Source organism: Pantoea phosphatilytica (genome assembly GCF_051025615.1).
Taxonomy (GTDB): Bacteria; Pseudomonadota; Gammaproteobacteria; order Enterobacterales; family Enterobacteriaceae; genus Pantoea.
Genome location: NZ_JBPFDF010000001.1, coordinates 1,602,588 through 1,621,550, shown reverse-complemented (window position 1 = coordinate 1,621,550; position 18,963 = coordinate 1,602,588). Strand labels below are relative to the sequence as shown.

General features: G+C 56.9%; 16 protein-coding genes and 1 tRNA gene. 8 read left to right on the top strand and 9 right to left on the bottom strand.

The genetic code is table 11. The annotated features are described in order from the left end of the window. Window positions 1-47 precede the first annotated feature (47 nt). The 3 genes from dacD (at window position 48) to tmaR (ending at window position 3,021) form a co-directional block, all read left to right on the top strand. Window positions 48-1,211 (top strand): serine-type D-Ala-D-Ala carboxypeptidase DacD, encoded by a 1,164-nt coding sequence (dacD, locus tag ACR6AS_RS07970; protein ID WP_199560053.1) that lies wholly within the window; start codon window positions 48-50, stop codon window positions 1,209-1,211. A 264-nt stretch (window positions 1,212-1,475) separates the two neighbouring features. After that, window positions 1,476-2,534 carry an FUSC family protein gene (locus ACR6AS_RS07965; RefSeq protein WP_111142096.1) on the top strand — a complete coding sequence of 353 codons (1,059 nt, stop codon included), beginning with the start codon at window positions 1,476-1,478 and terminating at the stop codon, window positions 2,532-2,534. A 160-nt stretch (window positions 2,535-2,694) separates the two neighbouring features. After that, window positions 2,695-3,021 (top strand): PTS system regulator TmaR, encoded by a 327-nt coding sequence (gene tmaR / locus ACR6AS_RS07960; protein ID WP_004571340.1) that lies wholly within the window; start codon window positions 2,695-2,697, stop codon window positions 3,019-3,021. Between the two features lie 94 nt (window positions 3,022-3,115). On the opposite strand, the gene ACR6AS_RS07955 is transcribed toward tmaR, so the two are convergent. Both ACR6AS_RS07955 and ACR6AS_RS07950 read right to left on the bottom strand, forming a co-directional pair. Continuing rightward, the gene (locus tag ACR6AS_RS07955) at window positions 3,116-4,177 is read right to left on the bottom strand and encodes a LacI family DNA-binding transcriptional regulator (protein ID WP_293771685.1); all 1,062 of its coding nucleotides are present in this window, start codon (window positions 4,175-4,177) and stop codon (window positions 3,116-3,118) included. 134 nt (window positions 4,178-4,311) lie between these two features. Then, window positions 4,312-5,226: a ketopantoate reductase family protein gene (locus ACR6AS_RS07950; RefSeq protein ID WP_111142097.1), complete on the bottom strand. Its 915-nt coding sequence runs from the start codon at window positions 5,224-5,226 to the stop codon at window positions 4,312-4,314. A 316-nt stretch (window positions 5,227-5,542) separates the two neighbouring features. On the opposite strand from ACR6AS_RS07950, the gene ACR6AS_RS07945 reads away from it, so the two are divergent. Further along, window positions 5,543-6,565, top strand: coding sequence for an LLM class flavin-dependent oxidoreductase (locus tag ACR6AS_RS07945; protein WP_111142098.1), 1,023 nt, complete (start codon window positions 5,543-5,545; stop codon window positions 6,563-6,565). A gap of 390 nt (window positions 6,566-6,955) precedes the next feature. Further along, window positions 6,956-9,175 carry a catalase/peroxidase HPI gene (gene katG, locus ACR6AS_RS07940; RefSeq protein WP_293771680.1) on the top strand — a complete coding sequence of 740 codons (2,220 nt, stop codon included), beginning with the start codon at window positions 6,956-6,958 and terminating at the stop codon, window positions 9,173-9,175. A gap of 256 nt (window positions 9,176-9,431) precedes the next feature. Here katG and ACR6AS_RS07935 read toward each other — a convergent pair. Further along, a tRNA-Asn gene (locus ACR6AS_RS07935) sits at window positions 9,432-9,507 on the bottom strand. 331 nt (window positions 9,508-9,838) lie between these two features. On the opposite strand from ACR6AS_RS07935, the gene ACR6AS_RS07930 reads away from it, so the two are divergent. Then, on the top strand, window positions 9,839-10,960 hold the full coding sequence (locus ACR6AS_RS07930; protein ID WP_111140697.1) for a Gfo/Idh/MocA family protein: 1,122 nt from the start codon (window positions 9,839-9,841) through the stop codon (window positions 10,958-10,960). A gap of 66 nt (window positions 10,961-11,026) precedes the next feature. On the opposite strand, the gene ACR6AS_RS07925 is transcribed toward ACR6AS_RS07930, so the two are convergent. The 3 genes from ACR6AS_RS07925 to ACR6AS_RS07915 form a co-directional block, all read right to left on the bottom strand. Beyond that, window positions 11,027-11,857: a glycosyltransferase family 8 protein gene (locus ACR6AS_RS07925; protein WP_111140696.1), complete on the bottom strand. Its 831-nt coding sequence runs from the start codon at window positions 11,855-11,857 to the stop codon at window positions 11,027-11,029. Window positions 11,858-11,869: 12 nt separating this feature from the next. Next, window positions 11,870-13,252 carry a D-arabinono-1,4-lactone oxidase gene (locus ACR6AS_RS07920; RefSeq protein ID WP_111140695.1) on the bottom strand — a complete coding sequence of 461 codons (1,383 nt, stop codon included), beginning with the start codon at window positions 13,250-13,252 and terminating at the stop codon, window positions 11,870-11,872. Between the two features lie 82 nt (window positions 13,253-13,334). Further along, a complete protein-coding gene (locus ACR6AS_RS07915; protein ID WP_434161678.1) occupies window positions 13,335-13,967 on the bottom strand; it encodes a TetR family transcriptional regulator in 633 nt (210 codons plus the stop codon). A 139-nt stretch (window positions 13,968-14,106) separates the two neighbouring features. Here ACR6AS_RS07915 and ACR6AS_RS07910 point away from each other — a divergent pair, with 139 nt between their 5' ends. Continuing rightward, complete coding sequence (locus tag ACR6AS_RS07910) at window positions 14,107-14,646, top strand: DUF2058 domain-containing protein (protein ID WP_434161676.1); 540 nt, start codon at window positions 14,107-14,109, stop codon at window positions 14,644-14,646. A 12-nt stretch (window positions 14,647-14,658) separates the two neighbouring features. Here ACR6AS_RS07910 and ACR6AS_RS07905 read toward each other — a convergent pair whose 3' ends face one another. Together ACR6AS_RS07905 and ACR6AS_RS07900 are read right to left on the bottom strand one after the other, a co-directional pair. Beyond that, the gene (locus ACR6AS_RS07905; protein WP_111140692.1) at window positions 14,659-15,357 is read right to left on the bottom strand and encodes an RluA family pseudouridine synthase; all 699 of its coding nucleotides are present in this window, start codon (window positions 15,355-15,357) and stop codon (window positions 14,659-14,661) included. Window positions 15,358-15,439: 82 nt separating this feature from the next. Next, the gene (locus ACR6AS_RS07900) at window positions 15,440-15,562 is read right to left on the bottom strand and encodes a hypothetical protein (RefSeq protein WP_434161674.1); all 123 of its coding nucleotides are present in this window, start codon (window positions 15,560-15,562) and stop codon (window positions 15,440-15,442) included. 200 nt (window positions 15,563-15,762) lie between these two features. Between ACR6AS_RS07900 and ACR6AS_RS07895 the strand changes: the two genes are divergently transcribed. Continuing rightward, complete coding sequence (locus ACR6AS_RS07895; protein ID WP_111140690.1) at window positions 15,763-16,023, top strand: hypothetical protein; 261 nt, start codon at window positions 15,763-15,765, stop codon at window positions 16,021-16,023. A gap of 344 nt (window positions 16,024-16,367) precedes the next feature. On the opposite strand, the gene ACR6AS_RS07890 is transcribed toward ACR6AS_RS07895, so the two are convergent. Beyond that, window positions 16,368-18,290, bottom strand: coding sequence for a methyl-accepting chemotaxis protein (locus ACR6AS_RS07890; RefSeq protein WP_434161672.1), 1,923 nt, complete (start codon window positions 18,288-18,290; stop codon window positions 16,368-16,370). Window positions 18,291-18,963 lie beyond the last annotated feature (673 nt).

The following is an 18,963-nucleotide window of genomic DNA, read 5'->3' as shown; positions in this document are numbered from 1 at the left end:
TCCGTTTCGTTTTAGAAATTATCTCCCGTGCAATTAAGGATGAAGTGTTGAAAAGGCGTCTGCTGTTCACCGTTACCGCTACTGTTTTCTGGACCTCACTGGCACAAGCTGATGCGATCCCCTTTCCTGTTACGCCTCCGGCGATTGATGCGGCGTCCTGGGTCCTGATGGATGCCACGACTGGCCAGGTTCTGACCGCAGGCAATCCCGATGAACGCCGTAATCCTGCGAGCCTGACCAAACTGATGACCGGCTATGTGGTGGATCGCGCCATCGACCAGAAGAAAATCAGCCGTGATGACATGGTCACCGTCGGAAAAGATGCCTGGGCGGCGGGCAATCCGGTATTTAAAGGCTCCTCGCTGATGTTCCTGAAGCCGGGCGATAAGCTGAGCGTCCGGGATCTAAGCCGTGGGGTGATCATCGATTCCGGTAATGATGCCTGTGTTGCGCTGGCTGACTACGTGGCGGGCAGCGAAGCGAACTTTGTTGGCATGATGAACCACTATGTCGAAAAGCTCGGCCTGCAGAACACCCATTTTGAAACGGTGCATGGTCTGGATGCGCCGGGTCAGTACTCCAGCGCACTGGATATGGCGAAGCTGTCACGCGCCATTATTGATGGTGAGCCTGACTTTTACGCGATGTACAGCGAGAAGACCCTGAGCTGGAACGGTATCACCCAGAACAACCGCAACGGCCTGCTGTGGGACAATAATCTGCACGTTGACGGACTGAAGACCGGTCATACCGAGACCGCGGGCTTTAACATCATCGCCTCAAACGTGGTGGGCAAACATCGCCTGATCGCCGTTGTGATGGGCGGCAAAAGCCCGAAAGGGCGCGAAGAGCAGGCGCGTAAACTGCTGGTCTGGGGTCAGAACACCTTTGACACCGTTCAGCTGTTCCACGCCGGTAAGAAAATCGGCAGTGAAAACGTCTGGTACGGCAATCCGCATCAGGTCGATGTGGGCACCGCAGACGATGTTTATCTCTCTCTGCCGCGCAGCGAAGTGCAGAACGTGAAGGCGAAATATGTCATCGACCGCAAAGATCTGGAAGCCCCGCTGAAGGCTGATGAGGTCATCGGTGAAATCCAGGTGATGGATAAGGATCAGGAGATTGCGCACTATCCGCTGGTGGCGCTGAGCGCGGTCGAACCGGCAGGCGTGATCACCCGTCTCACAGACTACCTGAAGCAGAAGTTCTGATCAGCCGGTTACCGGTTTATCAACGGGCAGCCCGCAGGCTGCCCGTTTTACGTTCCGCCACATGAGCCGTGCCCGTTACCAGCAGCCAATAAAGGTTAAAAAACCTGGTTGCGTTGTTTTTATCTTGCGGCCAGTGATGTGAGGTGAATGTTGATAATTGTAAGGGAACGTCAAAACCGATTTGAAACCGCAGGGCAATGCTGAGTCTGCGCCTGATTCAGGGTTAAGATAGCCGCATCATCATCCCGCAACCGGAAAGTCACTTTGCGTTCTGACAAGCCTATCTCAAAACTGGAGTTCTGGTTTTATCGCCACTATCGCTCCGTCCACGGCGTGCGTATTGCGATCGCCTTTATACTCTGCTTTATCTTTGTCCGGGCGACCGGGATCCCGGAAGGCACCTGGCCGCTGATTACGCTGGTGGTGGTGATGGGGCCCATCTCGACCTGGGGAAATGTCTTTCCGCGCGCGCTTCAGCGCATCAGCGGCACGGTGGCGGGCTCCATCTCCGGCCTGATTGCCCTTAAGCTGGAGCTGATCTCCATGCCAGTGATGCTGGCCTGGTGCGGTCTTATCATGGTGATCAGTGGCTACCTGACGCTGGGCAAACATCCCTATATGGCGCTGTTAATCGGCATCACGCTGAGCGTGGTGGTGGGGGCACCGACCGGTGATTTCACCGTCGCCCTGTGGCGCGGCGGCGATGTCATTCTGGGATCGCTGATGGCGCTGCTGTTTACCGCGATCTGGGCGCAGCGTGCCTACACCCACTGGCGCATTCAGCTCTCCGACACCCTGGCGGCCATGGCGAAAATCTATCACGCCGGTTTTTCGCCTAACCTGGTTGAAAAGCCGCGCCTCAATAAGCCGCTTGGCAAACTGCTGAGCAGCGTCATCAAAATGCGGGCGCTGCTGGAGCCCTCCAGCAAAGAGACGCGCATCCCGAAGTCGGTGCTTGAAGCCATTCAGACCATAAACCGTAATATGGTTTACACCATTGAGATGCAGATTAATGCCTGGTGGGCCTCACGCGAGAGCCATCTGATCATGCTTAACGCGCCCGCGCTTCGCCGTATGCAGCAGATGACCGAGAACACGCTGCGGGCGCTGTCGGTGATGGCAACAGAGGGCGTTACGGATGAGGTGGTGGCGAACAGTCATGAGCTCACCGAAATCAGCACTGAACTGCGGCGGCTGATCGCCGATGCGCGCAACGACGGACTGGAGGAGACGCCCATTTACGGTTACGTCTGGCTGACGCTGGAACTGGCGAAACAGCTGGAGCGGATGACCGACCTGATGCGCATGGCGCTGCGCAAATAATCACCTCAGACAATGACTTAATGTGAAACCGGGTTTCTTTGCGCTAAGATAAGAGCCAGTCTGAATTTAGCTGTGAAAATTGCTTACCTGGCGGGCTAGCCGCTAAGCTGATCGTTTTGACTCTCTCCCTGCGTCAGCAGGCTCAAAGAAAGGTGCCATCATGGAAAATGCCAAGCAATCATTTCAGGACGTACTGGAGTTCGTACGTATGTTCCGCCGTAAAAACAAGCTGCAGCGTGAAATTGTCGACAACGAGAAGAAAATCCGCGACAACCAGAAGCGCGTACTGCTGCTGGACAACCTGAGCGAATATATCAAGCCGGGCATGAGCGTAGAGGCGATTCAGGAAATCATCGCCAGCATGCGTGTTGACTATGAAGATCGCGTGGATGAGTACATCATCAAGAACGCCGACCTGTCGAAAGAGCGCCGCGAGCTGTCGAAAAAAATCAAAGCGATGGGCGTGGGCGAACACCCGAAAGCCTGATGTCAGCCGGTTGTGCCTGAAAGCGCGATCGGTCTGAGGCGAACCCGCATCCACTCCGGTGATGCGGGTTTTTTATTGCCTGTCACCCGGCGGTTTACTCGCCTGCCAGCCTGCGGGCAATCTCCTGCAGCTGCTGCGACAGCGCCGCGAAATCGGCCCGCTTATCACCCGGCGCCGCCGTGGTCTCACGGATCACCAGCGTGGGTTTCAGCGCATCGTTTTCCGGCTCTCTGGCCTGCAGCCGGGCCAGCATCCGCTCAACGCTTTGTGCGCCCAGCGCCTGCAGATCCTGCCGAACCGTGGTCAGCGGCGGCTGATACCAGGCGCTTTCAGCCGTATCGTCATAGCCGATCACCGAGATCTCACCCGGAATCGCCACGCCATACTGATGCAGCGCGCGCATCGCACCCAGTGCCATCTGGTCGTTGGCCACCAGCAGCGCCTGCGGCAGATTCGCCGGGAGCTGCGCCATCAGCGCCTGATAGCCGGACTGCGCGCTCCAGTCACCGCGCAGCGAACAGTGCGGCGTTAACTGATGTTCCGCCAGCGCCTGCCGCCAGGCGTTCTCACGCTGCCGGGCCGACACCGACCGCTGCGGCCCGTTGAGCAGGCCGATCTGACGATGCCCCAGCGCCACCAGATGCTCAACGGCGGCACGCGCGCCAGCGTCATTGGGATACTGACACTGCGCGACAGCGGCCTGAGGTTCCACATCCAGAAACAGCACCGGCTTGCTGCCACACAGTTGCTGGATTTGCTGCGCCGCCTCCGCCTCCAGCGGCAGGTTGATGAGCAGTCCATCGACCCGCTGCGCCAGCAGTTCATTCACGGTAGCGGCGGCATCGTTGCCGCTGTCCATTGCAATCACCAGATGATACCCCTCGCTGGCGGCGCGCTGCTGAATCGCCGAGGCAATCTGCGCAGGCGCCATCAGGGCCAGATCGCTGGTGGCGAGACCCAGAGTGCGCGTCGCCTTGCCCGCCAGCTGCTGCGCCACACGATTCGGCACATAATTGAGCTGCTGCATCGCCGCCTCAACCTTTTCCCGCGTGCGCAGAGAGACCTGTTGAGATCGATTTAAAACGCGTGAAACGGTCTGGTATGAGACGCCAGCCAGTTGAGCAACATCATCGAGGGTCACAGAGCGGGAAGTCATTGAACTCTCCAAAAAATAGAGCGGTGAGTGTAGCAAATTTTCCCGCTGCGCTGCTGCTGCAAACCACACTTTCACCGTCACGCAGGCCGGATGCACCAGGGCATCCGGCCTGCTCAGGTCTGTAACAGGTGAAGTTATCGCTGCTGCAGATAGACCTGCAGATTCACATCCACGGCATTCAGCAGCGGCGTGACGAGGCTGTGGCGTTTTGCCCGCAGCAACAGGTCGCCAATCACCTGATCGGCCTCTATATCATAGCCCTGGGTGAGATCGCGGTACATGGAGGAGGTCATCGGCGTCGCCGGGTTGTTTAACAGTTCGAAAATGCGGGCGGTTGCTGCCGGACGTGGCTGATAGCCTTCGGCAGTGATCACGCTCAGGATCTCGGCGAAAACAGCCTGGAGCAGGGCTTCGCCGCCGCGTGAAGTGAGAATCTGCCGGGTGTCGCCCCGCGCCAGACAGCAGACCGCGCCGAGCGTACTGAGCAGCAGCCACTTCTCCCACAGTTCATCCATGATGTTATCGCTGAAGCGGGTGTCGACCCCGGCATCGCGCAGTGCCGCATCCACCCGCTGCAGCCGCGCATCATTATTGCCATCCAGCGCGCCATAATAGATCTGATGCAGCGGCGTCATCTGGATCACCTCGCCATTATCACCCAGCGTAGCGTTGATTTTGCACAGGCCGCCGATCACCTTATCTTCGCCAAAACGCTGTTGCAGCGTAGCGATGTGTCGCATGCCGTTGAGAATCGGCATGATCAGCGTCGCCGGTCCGACCGCAGGTGCAATGTCATCCATCACCTGCTCAAGGCCAAAACTTTTTACCGTCACGATAATCAGATCATAGTGGCCCGTCAGGGTGCTGGCCTGCGCCAGTTGCGGTTGCAGCGTTTCCGTGCCCTGCGGCGTCTGTAACACCAGCCCATGAGCCTGAAGCTGCTGATAACGCCGCTCGCGCACCAGAAAGGTGACGTCCTGGCCTGCCTGAGCCAGTCGGCCACCAAAATATCCGCCGGTCGCGCCAGCGCCTGCCATCAGAATGCGCATATCACTCTCCCTCTGCTGAAAAGCTCTACCTTAAAACGGTGTGGCCGGGCTTGCCAGCGTTAACCGCGACTGAGGTGGCTAAGCGAGCAGGGCAGGCAGGGGGAGAGATAAAATGGCACAGGAAAAGCCGGACAGGTTACAGCCGGGTGACGCCACGTCCGGCGGCCTGTTTGCCTGACCGCGTCGCTATGTCGAAAATCCTGAATATGGCGCTGAAAGATATTGACTATCAGTGGCAGCAAAGAGGGCGTAACCTTTCACGTATCAGAAATTGCCTTTGTCTGCGGGCGTTTCAGGCCCGTCAGGAGAAACACAGATGAAAAATATTGGCTTCTTATCGTTTGGTCACTGGACGCCGTCGCCGCAGTCCGCCACACGCACCGCGCAGGATGTGCTGCTGCAGTCGATCGACTTAGCGGTGGCCGCCGAAGAGCTGGGCGCAGATGGTGCCTACTTCCGCGTTCACCATTTTGCCCGGCAACTCAGCTCGCCGTTTCCGCTGCTGGCCGCCGTGGCGGCGCGCACGAATAAGATTGAGATCGGCACCGGCGTCATCGATATGCGCTACGAGAACCCGCTTTATATGGTCGAGGATGCCAGCGCGGCAGACCTGATCTCCAATGGTCGTCTGCAGCTGGGTCTGAGCCGTGGTTCCCCCGAGCAGGTTATCGATGGCTGGCGCTATTTTGGCTTCGAACCGAAAGCGGGTGAGAGCGATGCGGATATGGGCCGCCGTCACACCGAAGAGTTTCTGGAAGTCCTGCGCGGTGAAGGCTTTGCTAAGCCGAATCCTCAGCCGATGTTCCCGAATCCACCGGGACTGCTGCGTCCTGAGCCGCTCTCTGAAGGACTGCGCGACCGCATCTGGTGGGGCTCCGGCTCCAATGCCACCGCCGAATGGGCGGCAAAAATGGGAATGAACCTGCAAAGTTCCACCCTGAAAGATGATGAAACCGGTGAGCCGTTCCATATCCAGCAGGCGAAGCAGATCCGCGCCTACCGTGAAGCCTGGAAAGCAGCGGGGCATCAGCATACGCCACGGGTTTCCGTCAGCCGCAGTATCTTTGCGCTGGTGAATGACAGGGATCGGGCCTACTTTGGCCGCAGCGGTAACGATCGGGATTCCGTGGGCTTCCTCGATGAGAAAACCCGCGCCATCTTCGGCCGCAGCTACGCCGCTGAACCTGAGGTGCTGATTAAGCAACTGGCGCAGGATGAGGCGATTGCCGAAGCCGATACGCTGCTGCTCACCGTGCCGAACCAGCTTGGCGTGGCCTACAACGCCCATGTTATTGAGGCGATTCTGAAGTATGTCGCCCCGGAACTTGGCTGGCGTTAAGCCTCTGACAGCGTGCCCGCAGACGCCGGGCGCGCTCTATCCGCCTCTTTTCCCGCAGTTTTCCCCTCTCTCTCTTTCTTTTTATCCTGTTCCGTTGCATGACGATCGCGCGATTCAGACACCTGTCCGCCTGACTGTGACAGAGCCAGCGAATTGTGATCCTGCCCGTCATAAGCGGGTTGTGAAACCGTGTCGGCCGGAATAGTCTCAGGGTAGCCTGCCGCTTCGCTGGCCTCGTCAGCGCAGTAAAGCGTGTCAGTTCATTGTTTTCAGCTTTTGAAGAAGGTGTATAAAAAGGTAAAAGCTATCAAACAGATAGGATGAGACAGGTGTGCGATCCTGAAAATCCTCTATAGAGTAGCGATGAAAATACAAAAAAGAGGTGTGACCATGAGCAATTCCGTTGATGAAGATGCAAAAGATGCCAAGCCTATCGCCGAAGCCGATCGCGAAGCGCCCGAAAGCAAATGTCCTTTTCATGCAGGTAAGTCTGCTCAGCCGAATCAGGCGCCGGGTGGCGGCAGGACTAACCGCGACTGGTGGCCGAACCAACTCCGTGTTGACCTGCTGAATCAGCACTCATCCCGTTCTAATCCGCTTGATGACACCTTCGATTACCGTAAAGAATTTGCAAAACTGGATTATTCAGCACTGAAAGCCGACATAAAAGGGTTGCTGACCGAGTCTCAGGCCTGGTGGCCGGCTGACTGGGGCAGTTATATCGGCCTGTTTATTCGCATGGCCTGGCACAGCGCCGGAACCTATCGCTCCGTTGACGGACGCGGTGGTTCAGGTCGTGGTCAGCAGCGCTTCGCTCCGTTAAATTCCTGGCCGGACAACGTCAGTCTGGATAAAGCGCGTCGCCTGCTGTGGCCAATCAAGCAGAAATATGGTCAGAAGATCTCCTGGGCCGACCTCTACATCCTCGCGGGCAACGTCGCGCTGGAAAACGCCGGCTTCCGCACCTTCGGTTTCGGTGCCGGTCGTGAAGATGTCTGGGAACCGGACCTGGACGTGAACTGGGGTGAAGAAGCTGCCTGGCTGGAACACCGTCATCCGGAGTCTCTGGCGCAGTCTCCACTCGGTGCAACCGAGATGGGCCTGATTTACGTCAACCCGGAAGGGCCGGAACACAGCGGCGATCCCGCGTCGGCTGCCCCGGCGATTCGTGCGACCTTTGGCAACATGGGTATGAACGATGAAGAGATCGTGGCACTGATCGCAGGCGGCCATACGCTGGGTAAAACCCACGGTGCGGCACCCGCCAGCCATGTTGGTGTCGACCCGGAAACCGCGCCGATCGAAGCCCAGGGTCTGGGCTGGGTGAGCAGCCACGGCAGCGGTGTCGGTGCCGATGCGATTACCTCCGGTCTGGAAGTGATCTGGTCGCAGACGCCGACACAGTGGAGCAACTACTTCTTCGAAAACCTCTTCAAATATGAGTGGGTTCAGACCCGCAGTCCGGCGGGGGCTATTCAGTTTGTCGCGGCGGATGCGCCGGAAATCATTCCTGATGCCTTCGACAGCACGAAGAAGCACAAGCCCACTATGCTGGTGACCGATCTGACGCTGCGTTTTGACCCGGAGTTTGAAAAAATTTCGCGTCGCTTCCTTAACGATCCGCAGGCGTTTAACGAAGCCTTTGCCCGCGCGTGGTTCAAGCTGACTCACCGTGATATGGGGCCGAAAGCGCGCTACATCGGACCTGAAGTACCGCAGGAAGATCTGATCTGGCAGGATCCGCTGCCTGCACCGGTGTTCCATCCGACCGTTGCGGACATCGCGCAGCTGAAAGAGAAGATTGCCGCCTCCGGCCTGAGCGTCAGCGAGCTGGTGTCGGTGGCCTGGGCTTCAGCCTCGACCTTCCGTGGCGGCGACAAACGTGGCGGAGCCAACGGCGCACGTCTGGCCCTGCTGCCGCAGCGCGAATGGGACGTTAATGCCGTTGCCGCACGGGTTCTGCCGACGCTGGAAGCCATTCAGCGCGAAGCCCACAAGGCTTCACTGGCGGATGTGATTGTGCTGGCAGGTGTGGTCGGTGTGGAGCAGGCGGCGAAAGCGGCGGGCGTCCCGATTGATGTGCCCTTTACCCCTGGCCGGGTGGATGCGCGTCAGGATCAGACCGACGTTGAGTCGTTCAACCTGCTGAAACCGCGTGCAGATGGTTTCCGTAATTACGGCACCGGCTTTGGCAAAACCACCACCGAAAGCCTGCTGATTGATAAGGCGCAGCAGCTGACGCTGACCGTACCGGAGTTAACGGTGCTGGTGGGCGGGATGCGTGCGCTGGGCGCTAACTTTGATGGCAGCCAGCACGGTATCTTCACGCAGCATGTCGGTTCACTGAACACTGACTTCTTTGTGAATCTGCTGGATATGCGCACCGAGTGGAAAGCTGCCGATAACAGCAATGAGAAGTTTATTGGCCGCGATCGCGTCAGTGGCGAAACCCGCTTTACCGCCACCCGTGCCGACCTGGTATTTGGTTCCAACGCGGTGTTACGCGCCTCGGCGGAAGTCTATGCCAGCAGCGACGCCCGCGAAAAATTCGTCAGAGACTTTGTGGCCGCCTGGACCAAAGTGATGAATCTGGACCGGTTTGATCTCTAATCGCTGAAACCCTCTGACAGACCACTGCACCCCAAACGCTGGCATACCCGCTGAGTAGGGTGCAGTTTTTTTTCGTTCCTCTTTGTCCGCCCGCTGTCTGTAATCAGCAGAGGCCAGACGCGCACGCATTCTTTCATCCGTTCTGACAGCATGATTCGGCCTGGCCGGACGCCATTCTGAACTGAGTATCTGAGAAGGGGAGAACGCCAGCCAATAAAAAACCCGCTCAGGTTACCCTGAGCGGGTTTCTCGAATCTGGCTCCTCTGACTGGACTCGAACCAGTGACATACGGATTAACAGTCCGCCGTTCTACCGACTGAACTACAGAGGAATCGTTTGAACGGGGCGCATAGTAACGGCCACGCCGGGTCATGTCAAAGCTCTTTTTCATAAATCTTTCTGACTGCTGAAATAGTCGCCACTTCGGCGTGCCAGGCCCCGAAAATGCGCCTGAGCAGGCTGATGAAGCCGCTGAAAGCGGCGGAAAAACTGAGGTGTTTATGAGGTGTTCTGGTGCGGCCCGACGCTTGTCAGACTGCATCAGGCGTGATTTTAACGGATAGTTTTTTACTGCCGTCACAAACTGCTGTTTCCGGCTTTGTCAGCACCAGAAACGAAACGTAGATTTCATTTCAACCCTGAACTGAATCCCCGGAGTTGAAATGAACAAAGTCAGAATCGGTATGATCGGCAGCGGCTACATCGGGCGCTGCCACGCGATAGCCTATGCGCAGGCCCCGACCGTGTTTGCGCTGAAAGGTGAAATCGTGCGGGAGATGCTCGCCGAGGTGAATCCTGAGCTGGCAGCCCGCCAGGCCGCTACCTTTGGCTTTGCACGCTCGACGGGCGACTGGCGTGCGCTGGTCAGCGATCCGGCCATTGATGTGGTGGATATCTGCGCGCCCAATTTTCTGCACAAAGAGATGGCGCTGGAGGCGATACGCCACGGCAAGCATGTCTATTCAGAGAAGCCGCTCTCCTTAAGCGTGGCGGATGCGCAGGAGATGGTGGCGGCCGCGCAGGCCGCCGGAGTTAAAACCCTGGTCGGCTTTAACTACATGAAAAACCCGACCAGCCAGCTGGCGAAAGAGATTATCGCCGGTGGCGAGATCGGTGAGGTCGTTCATTTCTACGGCACCCATAACGAAGATTATCTCGCCCGCGCGGAAACGCCGCTCGACTGGCACTGCCAGAAAGCACTGGCGGGACTGGGCGCGCTGGGCGATCTCGCCGCGCATATCGTAAACATGGCGCACTATCTGGTGGGGGAGATTGCGGAGGTCAGCGGCGATATGATGACGGTCATCACCTCACGGCCGGACCCGAAAGCGCCCGGGCAGCGACTGCCGGTAGAGAATGAGGATCAGGCCAGCGCGCTGCTGCGGTTCAGCAACGGGGCGCATGGTGTGATTGAAACCTCACGCATCGCCTGCGGGGCAAAAATGGGTCTGACCTACGTCGTTACCGGCACCAAAGGCACGCTGCGCTATACCCAGGAGCGTATGGCCGAGCTGGAACTCTATCTGCACGATGAGCCTGCGGGACGGCAGGGGTTTAAAACCCTGCTGACCGGGCCAGCTCATCCGGACTACGCCAGTTTCTGCGTCTCCGCCGGGCACGGCATCGGCTTTAACGACCAGAAAACGGTGGAGATCCGTGACCTGATCAACGGGATTGCGGCGGGCGATCGGATGTGGCCTGACTTTGCAGAGGGACTACAGGTTCAGAAGGTGCTGGAGGCGATTGCGCAGTCTGCGGAGCAGCGTCGCTGGATTAGCGTGTAAGGGCGGACACCAGCGGACAGGCATAACCCTGCAGGGCGGGGAACCGGGGTTTCCCGCCCGTGTGCATCAGATCAGGCCGCTTTTTTCCCACCACAGCCTGTCGAGCGCATAAAAGCGGTCGCGCTCACTTTCGGGCTGGTTAAGATCGCGCTTCCACGGCTTGGCCAGAATATAGTGCAGGTTCTTCACCTGATTATCCTGCCAGAGACCGCTGTGCTGGAACGGCAGCGTTTTTAACGCATTGTAGATGTAAGAGAGGGGTTTCCAGCGTCCGGCAAAGACTTCGTTCAGCAGATCCTGCTCGGAGAAGGGATAGGCGCTGAGATCGTCAATGGCGGCAATGCGCTTTTCCAGCTCATCAAACACCGCGTTATCCGGCTCAAGCACCAGAAAACCGCCGTTCAGATAGACATCCAGCTCAGCAGGGGCCGTTTCACCGCGGGCCTGCCAGGTGTAATGGCACTGCTCGGGCTGCCACGCTGGCGGATAAGAGGCGATCTTATTCGGGTTACAGCGGCAGGCGTGACAGGCAGCCAGCGCATTATCTTCGAGATCCAGGGTAAACAGCTCATCCATGTTTTTCAGTACCAGCATATCGGCATCCAGAAACACCACGCGCTGATAATCGGTGAGCTGCCAGGCTCGCAGCTTGGTCCAGACTTCGCCGAACTGCGCCGATGCGTAATGCTGCGCCAGGTCGTCACGCGGATAGAGTGGCACTACCGGCTTAATCACACAGCCCGCATCCTGCAGGATCTGACAGTCAGCCTCAGAAATCGCTGGGGTGGTCATCACCACCAGCGGCCACGCGCTCTGGCTCTGTTGCAGTGAACGGTGCAGCGCTTTGACGCCCACCAGATAATCGGGTTGTGTTAACAGCGTTACCCAGGCAAACATAGCGTTCCTCAATCAGTCAAAAAGTGGCGTGATATAGTCATTGCCCAACCGACCCCGGGGATCGAGCTGGCTGCGCAGGGCGCGGAAGGCGTCCCACTGCGGATAGAGCTCACGCCAGTTATAGCGTTCTTCATCGTAATATTTACCCCAGTGCGGGCGGCCACCCTCCTCAGCCAGCAGTTTTTCCACTTCGGTCAGGAAGTGCAGCCCCTCCTGCGACAGCGAACCGTCGTCGGCGTAATAGACCACAAAGCCGAAGAAACAGGTGGGCTGATCCGCCGCCGGACTGAGCCACGCGGATGACGCACCGGTGCAGCGCAGGATAATCGGGTAGTGCATATGCGGACGATTCTCCGCATACCAAGCCTTGATCCGGCGGATAATGGCGGGCGTTTTGGCCAGCGGCACGCCGATCTCTACGTTGATCTGGGGCACCGCAATGCCGCGGCAGAAGAGCTGGTAAATATCCCCGGTCACATCGGTAAAGTCGCGGAAACGGGTAACGGTGCGAAACTGCTTGCCGCCTTTGCCGTGAATCTGCGTATCGCGGTGCATATGCGCCAGCGTCTGGTCGATGGTGTCGTTAAGACTTTCGTCAACGTCACCCTCGTGTTCTACCACCTGGCGGCCCTGTGCTTCGTAGCGCTGACGCTCTTCATCACTGGCTTCGTGCGCGTTCCAGACGTGCATCAGGTTATCGTCAACAAACCACCAGGCTTTGCTCAGCGTATACTCCTCATTCCAGCGCAGCAGATCCTCTTCCAGCGAGTCGGCAGAGACGGCGTTTTTATGGCAGGTAAAGATGCGGAACGGCTGCGTGCGCAGCGTTACCGCCGTCACGATCCCCAGCGCGCCCAGTGACACCTGCGCCGCCGGGAAGTCGGCTTCACCGCGCACAAATTCGCGCACGCTGCCATCGGCCAGCACCATCCGTACAGAGAGCGCCTCATCGGCTATCGAACTCTGCTGCAAACCCTGGCCGTGGGTGCCTGTGGCCATCGCGCCAGCCAGGGTCTGAATCGCAATGACGCCTGGCGACGAGGCCAGCATACGATTCATTTCGGTCAGGCAGCGATAAACCTGCTCCAGCGGCGTCGCGCCAGCAAAGGTGACGCTGTGGTCGTCATGGGCGATCAGGCCGCGCAACGCGCTGAGATCAAGCAGTAAATCGTCTTTGCCGACCTTCAGCATACGGCCCGGCGAAAGTTTGCTGCCAATCACCCGGATCTGACCGTGGGACGCCTGGATAAGTTTCTGCAACGCCGCTTCGCTGGCAGGGCGATGGACCTGGTGGCGTGTGCCGATTTGCGCATTCTGTGCCCAGTTCCACAGCGCATCATCGTCGGGTTCAATATGGGTCTGGCGAAGCGGATAGAGGCGTGCGTCTCTGCTCACAACAGCATTCCTTTTACAGGGTTTAATGACATAGATTTACTAAGCGTAGACCATGTGTAAGCGGAGCCCGGGCAACGCCCTGTTATTTGCGGATATAGCGAAGTGTTGCGGTCACAGCCAGCTGACGATTGCGCCGGATACTCTCCTCTTCGCTGTTGTCCGGCGTGAAGAGGGCGCTGAAGGTATAGCGGTTTGAGACATGATGCACACAGATGCTGCTGATCAGGCGATGGACATCAAGGGTTTCGACGTCGGCAGTGAAGATCCCCTGCTGCTGGCCGCGTGACAGGATGTCATCCAGCAGATCGAGCGCGCTGCGGTTAACGGTTTTAATCTGCGGCGACTGGGTGATGTAACGGCCACGCAGGAGGTTTTCACTGCAGACCAGCCGGATAAAATCGGGATGGGCGACGTGATAATCAAAACTCGCCTCCACCAGACGCGTCATCGCCAGTTCCGGCTCCATCGCCGCCAGATTCAGGCCCGTTTCATGCTGGCGAATCTGCTGATAAACCTGTTCCAGCACGGTAATGTAGAGCTGCTCTTTGCTGCCAAAGTGATAGACCACCATACGTTTGGTGGTCTGCGCATGTTCGGCAATCTGCTCCAGCCTGGCGCCCTGCATACCAAACTCCGCAAAGGATTTCAGCGCGCCGGCAATAATGCGTTTCTTCAGCCCTTCAGGGTCATTTTTACGTTTTGTTAATTCAGACATGGTACTCAACAGGGTGATTTTGACCGGAGAATGGTAGCACAGTGTGCAGGGGGATCCCGCTATCGCCGCGGCCGCCTGGCACACGCCTGGCGATTACGGGTATAATCCGGGGAATACTTTAACAGGTTCAGAGACGACAATGACAAAACTCACCTTGCAGGAGCAGATGCTGAAAGCGGGACTGGTATCCAGCAAAAAAATGGATAAGGTTAAGCGAACGGCAAAAAAATCCAGGGTTCAGGCCCGTGAAGCCCGGGCAGCGGTGGAAGATAACAAAAAGGCCCAGCTTGAGCGGGATAAGCAGCTGAACGAGCAGCAGAAGCTGGCTGTGCTGTCGAAAGAGTACCGGGCGCAGATCAAACAGCTGATCGAAATGAACAGGATCGACGTGTCGCGCGGCACCATCAGCTTCAACTTTACCGACAACAACCTGATTAAGAAAATCATGGTCGATAAGCCGACGCAGACTCAGCTGATCAATGGCCGCCTCGCCATCGCGTGTCTCGTTGCGGAGAAGGAAGGTGAAAACCAGTACGCGATTATCCCGGCCAGCGTGGCGGACAAAATTGCCCAGCGTGATGCCAGCGCCATCGTCTTAAACAGCGCATTAAGCGAAGAGGCTGAGGACGAAGACGATCCTTATGCGGACTTTAAGGTCCCGGACGATCTGATGTGGTAATGCCCGGCCGGGTCAGAACGGGCTGGGCGCGGAAAGCGTCAGGCGTTCACCGCTGACCGGATGCGTCAGCGTCAGTTCGCTGGCGTGCAGCATCAGCCGCGCTGCCTGCTCTGACCCGGGCAGTAATCTGCCGCCATAGAGGTCGCAGCCCAGAATCGGATGACCCCGTTGCTGGCAATGAATGCGCAGCTGATGGGTGCGTCCGGTTTCCGGCGTCAGCGTCACCCGCGTCACCGGCAATGCCCCATTGCCATTTCCCGGAAACATCCCCCGTTCAATAACCCGATAGCGTGAGCGTGCGGGTTTACCCGCGATTGCACAAATCACCATTCTGGGAAACTGCGCCGGATCTTTCGCTATCGCGGCATCAATCACCCCATCATCATCGGCAAGATGGCCGCACAGCAGGGCCTGATAGCTTTTGCTGACGCGACGCTGGCTGAACTGCTGACACAGCGCCGCATTAATCCCCTTGTTGCGTGCCACCACCATCAGCCCGGACGTGCCAAAGTCGAGCCGATGAACCAGCGTGCAGCCGGGAAAACGCGCCACCAGCCGATGATGCACGGAATCGAGATTCAGCGGATTTTTACCGGACAGGCTCAGCAGTCCGCTGGGTTTATTGATAACCAGCAGATGCTCGTCCTGAAAAATAAGGGTAATCGCCTCAACGCAGGGCGGGGCGATAAACGTATCGTTAATGGCAGACATCGGGCAACCAGCAGCAGAAGGGCAGCGGATTATACCCGATTGCCGGAGTAATCACGACGTCGGGCAGGATGTGCATTTTATGTCAGGATTCGTCGCTTTCTGTTACGGAAGACAGGCTCAGCTGCTGCGAGGCAAGATGGCCATAAGCCGTAAAAACGGAGCAGACCGTCGCCGCCAGCAGCGTAAGGAGAACAGAAAGTTTCATGGTGACATCCGGAAGCAGAATGATCAGCAAGTCTGGCAGGCCGGGTGGGCAGCGACAAACAGAACAATCCGGAAAAAATAGTAAGTACGTTTGTTCAGCAGGTTTCGCGATTATTAGTGATTTATTCGGGCAGTTATTCTTTTTACGACTACAGTCTCTGGTGAGGTTGTCATCAATTCGTACCTAATGGAGGATTTTCTGTGTTAATTCAAAACGACGAGAAAGGCCACGTCATTATTGGTGAAGCGGCACTTAGCCTTGCCCTGGGTGAAAAAGAAATCAGTATCGCAACGCTTTTTACTCAGTTGGGTTACATGGCGAAATCTGAAAGCAACGCTCATCGGCTGGCGCAAATCTCCGAAGCCAGAAACTGGCTGAGTAGTTTTAAGTCACCGGCGGTTGCTCAACAGCAGGTGCCGTACCTGCAGACACTTGCAGGCCTGAACGACGAACTGAACTAGCAGCAACTGAACTGACGCCAGTGGACGTAGTCCGGCTCCGGCCGGAAAACGACGAAGCGGACGACCTCATCGGTTGCGCGAGAGCGTAGACCGGCCGGAGAAACTGTCAGGGACGACACTCCTCCAGCCACACTGCCTTTTCTTACCTGAGCCTGGCCCCTCACAGAATCTCTTCAGACGCTGGCCAGACGGTTTCAGCTCTCACCATCAACCATAACGTTCTCCTCTGCCGCATCTTCGCAGACGTGCCTGTTCAGCAGAGACGTGTCAGGCAGAGAGGCGATCCCGGCCAGCCTCCTTTCAGCAAGGCTGGCGGGATGATTACGAATCGGTTGAGCCTGCCGTCAGAAGCTTTCCCAGCCTGCATCTGAGGAAGCTTTAACCGGCATGGCGGGCACCAGACGTGGCGTCACGACCGGCGCAGCCCGGCTGATGCTGTGCTGCACCGCAGAGAGACGGAACACGGCGACCGTTTTTTCCAGCTCATCCGCCTGGGATTCCAGCGACGTAGCGGCTGCGGATGACTCCTCAACCAGCGCCGCGTTCTGCTGGGTCGTGGAATCCATCTCAGCCATAGCGGTAGCGATTTGCGAAATGCCGCGGTTCTGCTCATCCGAGGCGGCAGCAATCTCACCCATAATATCCTTGACCTGACTGACCGAACGCACGATGTCATTCATGGTTGTTCCGGCGCGTTCCACATATTCAGAACCATCCTGCACCCGATCGAGTGACTCGCGAATCAGCGTTTCGATCTCTTTCGCGGCCAGTGAACTGCGCTGGGCAAGGTTACGCACCTCTCCGGCAACCACCGCAAAGCCGCGGCCCTGTTCACCGGCGCGTGCGGCTTCAACGGCAGCGTTCAGCGCCAGAATATTGGTCTGGAACGAGATGCCGTTAATGACGTTAATGATCTCACCAATTTTGCCCGAGCTGTGGCTGATGCTGCTCATGGTAGTGATGACGTCGCGGATAATCTCACCGCCGCGTCCGGCATTGACCGACGCCTCTGTCGCCAGCTGACTGGCATGGTGAGCGTTCTCCGCGTTCTGTTTCACGGTGGAGGAGAGCTCTTCCATGCTGGTTGCCGTCTGAACCACGGCGGCAGACTGCTGTTCGGTGCGGGAGGAGAGGTCGGTATTGCCTGCCGCAATTTCGGCTGAGGCGCGAGCCACGCTGCTGACGCCATCCCGTACCTTGCTGATGATGGTCTGCAGGCTGACGCTCATGGCATCGACGGCCTGCATCAGCTGGCCTAACTCATCTCCCCGTGTGGTGTTCAGGGAGGTGGTTAAATCCCCCTCAGCAATGCGCTGGGCCACATTCAGTGTCTCTTTGATCGGGCGTGTGATGCTGCGGGTAATCTGCCAGGCGATCAGCAGGCTCATTACGACGCAGATCAGTGACGCCACGCCAATGCGCCACTCTGCCTGCTTAATAAAGGCGGCGGAAGAGCGGGACTGGAAGGCAAAGATATCGGATACCGCGGCGTTAAGTCGCTCTGCGCTGGTGGTCAGTTCTGCGGAGTCGCTTTTTTCTTTCTCTGCAGCTGCGAGGTAGAGCGTAACCGGCTGGCGCTGCTGGGCCAGCATGGTAAGGACGGCGCGGGTGAGATCGTTGATCGCCGGCTGGTTAAAGCCGTTCAGCTGCTCACTCAGGGTGGTGATGACAGTATATTTGTCGATGACCGCGTCACGGCCCGCCTCGGAGGGTTGTGCCAGAAACGTTTTTTCCGTATTCACCACGTCGAATAATGCAGCGGCCAGGCGGAAAACCGGGAGCCCGGCATCAGGCGTCTGAGCCAGATCCAGCGATTCGAGCTGATGCGCCACGGCACCCAGCTGGTCGGTTTTAATTAATTCCAGATCGCGGTTGGTTGACTGAGCGGAGGCCACGAACTTCTCGCGCTGTTTAAGATACTGATCGAGCAGTTGCCCCATTGCGGTGACTTTCTGCTGGCCGGTTTCATCCCATTCAAAGGCAGAAAGACGTTTATAGAGGGTTTCCAGCTCGTTCAGCGCCTGAACGTTCAGCGCGGCAAACTTAGGATCTTTGGTGTACTGGAAAAGGGTGCGGTTCAGGCGCGCCTTGCTGAGGGTGTTGACCATCTCGACCGTCACCGTTCGCCGGGCGGAGTTGTCTTTGATACTGCGGAAACAGTCGAAAGCCATAAAGGTAATAGCAAGCGAAGCCGCGATAACGAGAATAAATCCGGCGCCCAGTTTTTTTCCGATTTTAATATCAGAGATGCGTTGAGAGAGGCCCATAGGTTTTACCTTTAGTGAGAAGCAGAGAACAGAAAAATGATTAAATTTAAGGCTGATCTTCTTATCGTCCGCTATCACAAAAACTTTAAGTTTATTTACCTTTAAGCCGGTAAATTTATTAATGAGATCTCCCAGGGTTTAACGACGAGGCTAACTGTCTGCCAGTGGATCCATTATTTATTTAAATTTATGATTTATAATGATTTATTTAAGGATGGGACAGCTAAGTTAATACATTTTTAAGACCGTTTTAAAAACATTGATCCTGATCAATTTAATCAACATTAAGTGTAAAAATGGAGCGCAGGGGATAAAAGATTTCAGCGATCCTTATCAATATAATGATAAGGATCTTAATCTTTAGCCTTTTAATGCAGTGAACTCCCCAGCTCCACACCCGTTATTGTTTCTTTTGATCTTTATTGCCGGGATCTGTGCCTTTATTTGCAGCCTGTCCGCTCCGCTTAAAACAGCGCCACCTCGCTATTACCGGATTTCAGCAAAGGAGTGCCATTTTTAGCATTTGTGATCGCCGTCGGTCTTCACTGAGAATGACAATCGAAGGTTACGAGAATGATAAAAGTGCTGAATTCCTCGTTTAATCAAACTTTCAGCGCTGAACGGTCACGATCATTTTTCCCTCTGGGGGGAACAGTTTAACTATCAGGAGAAA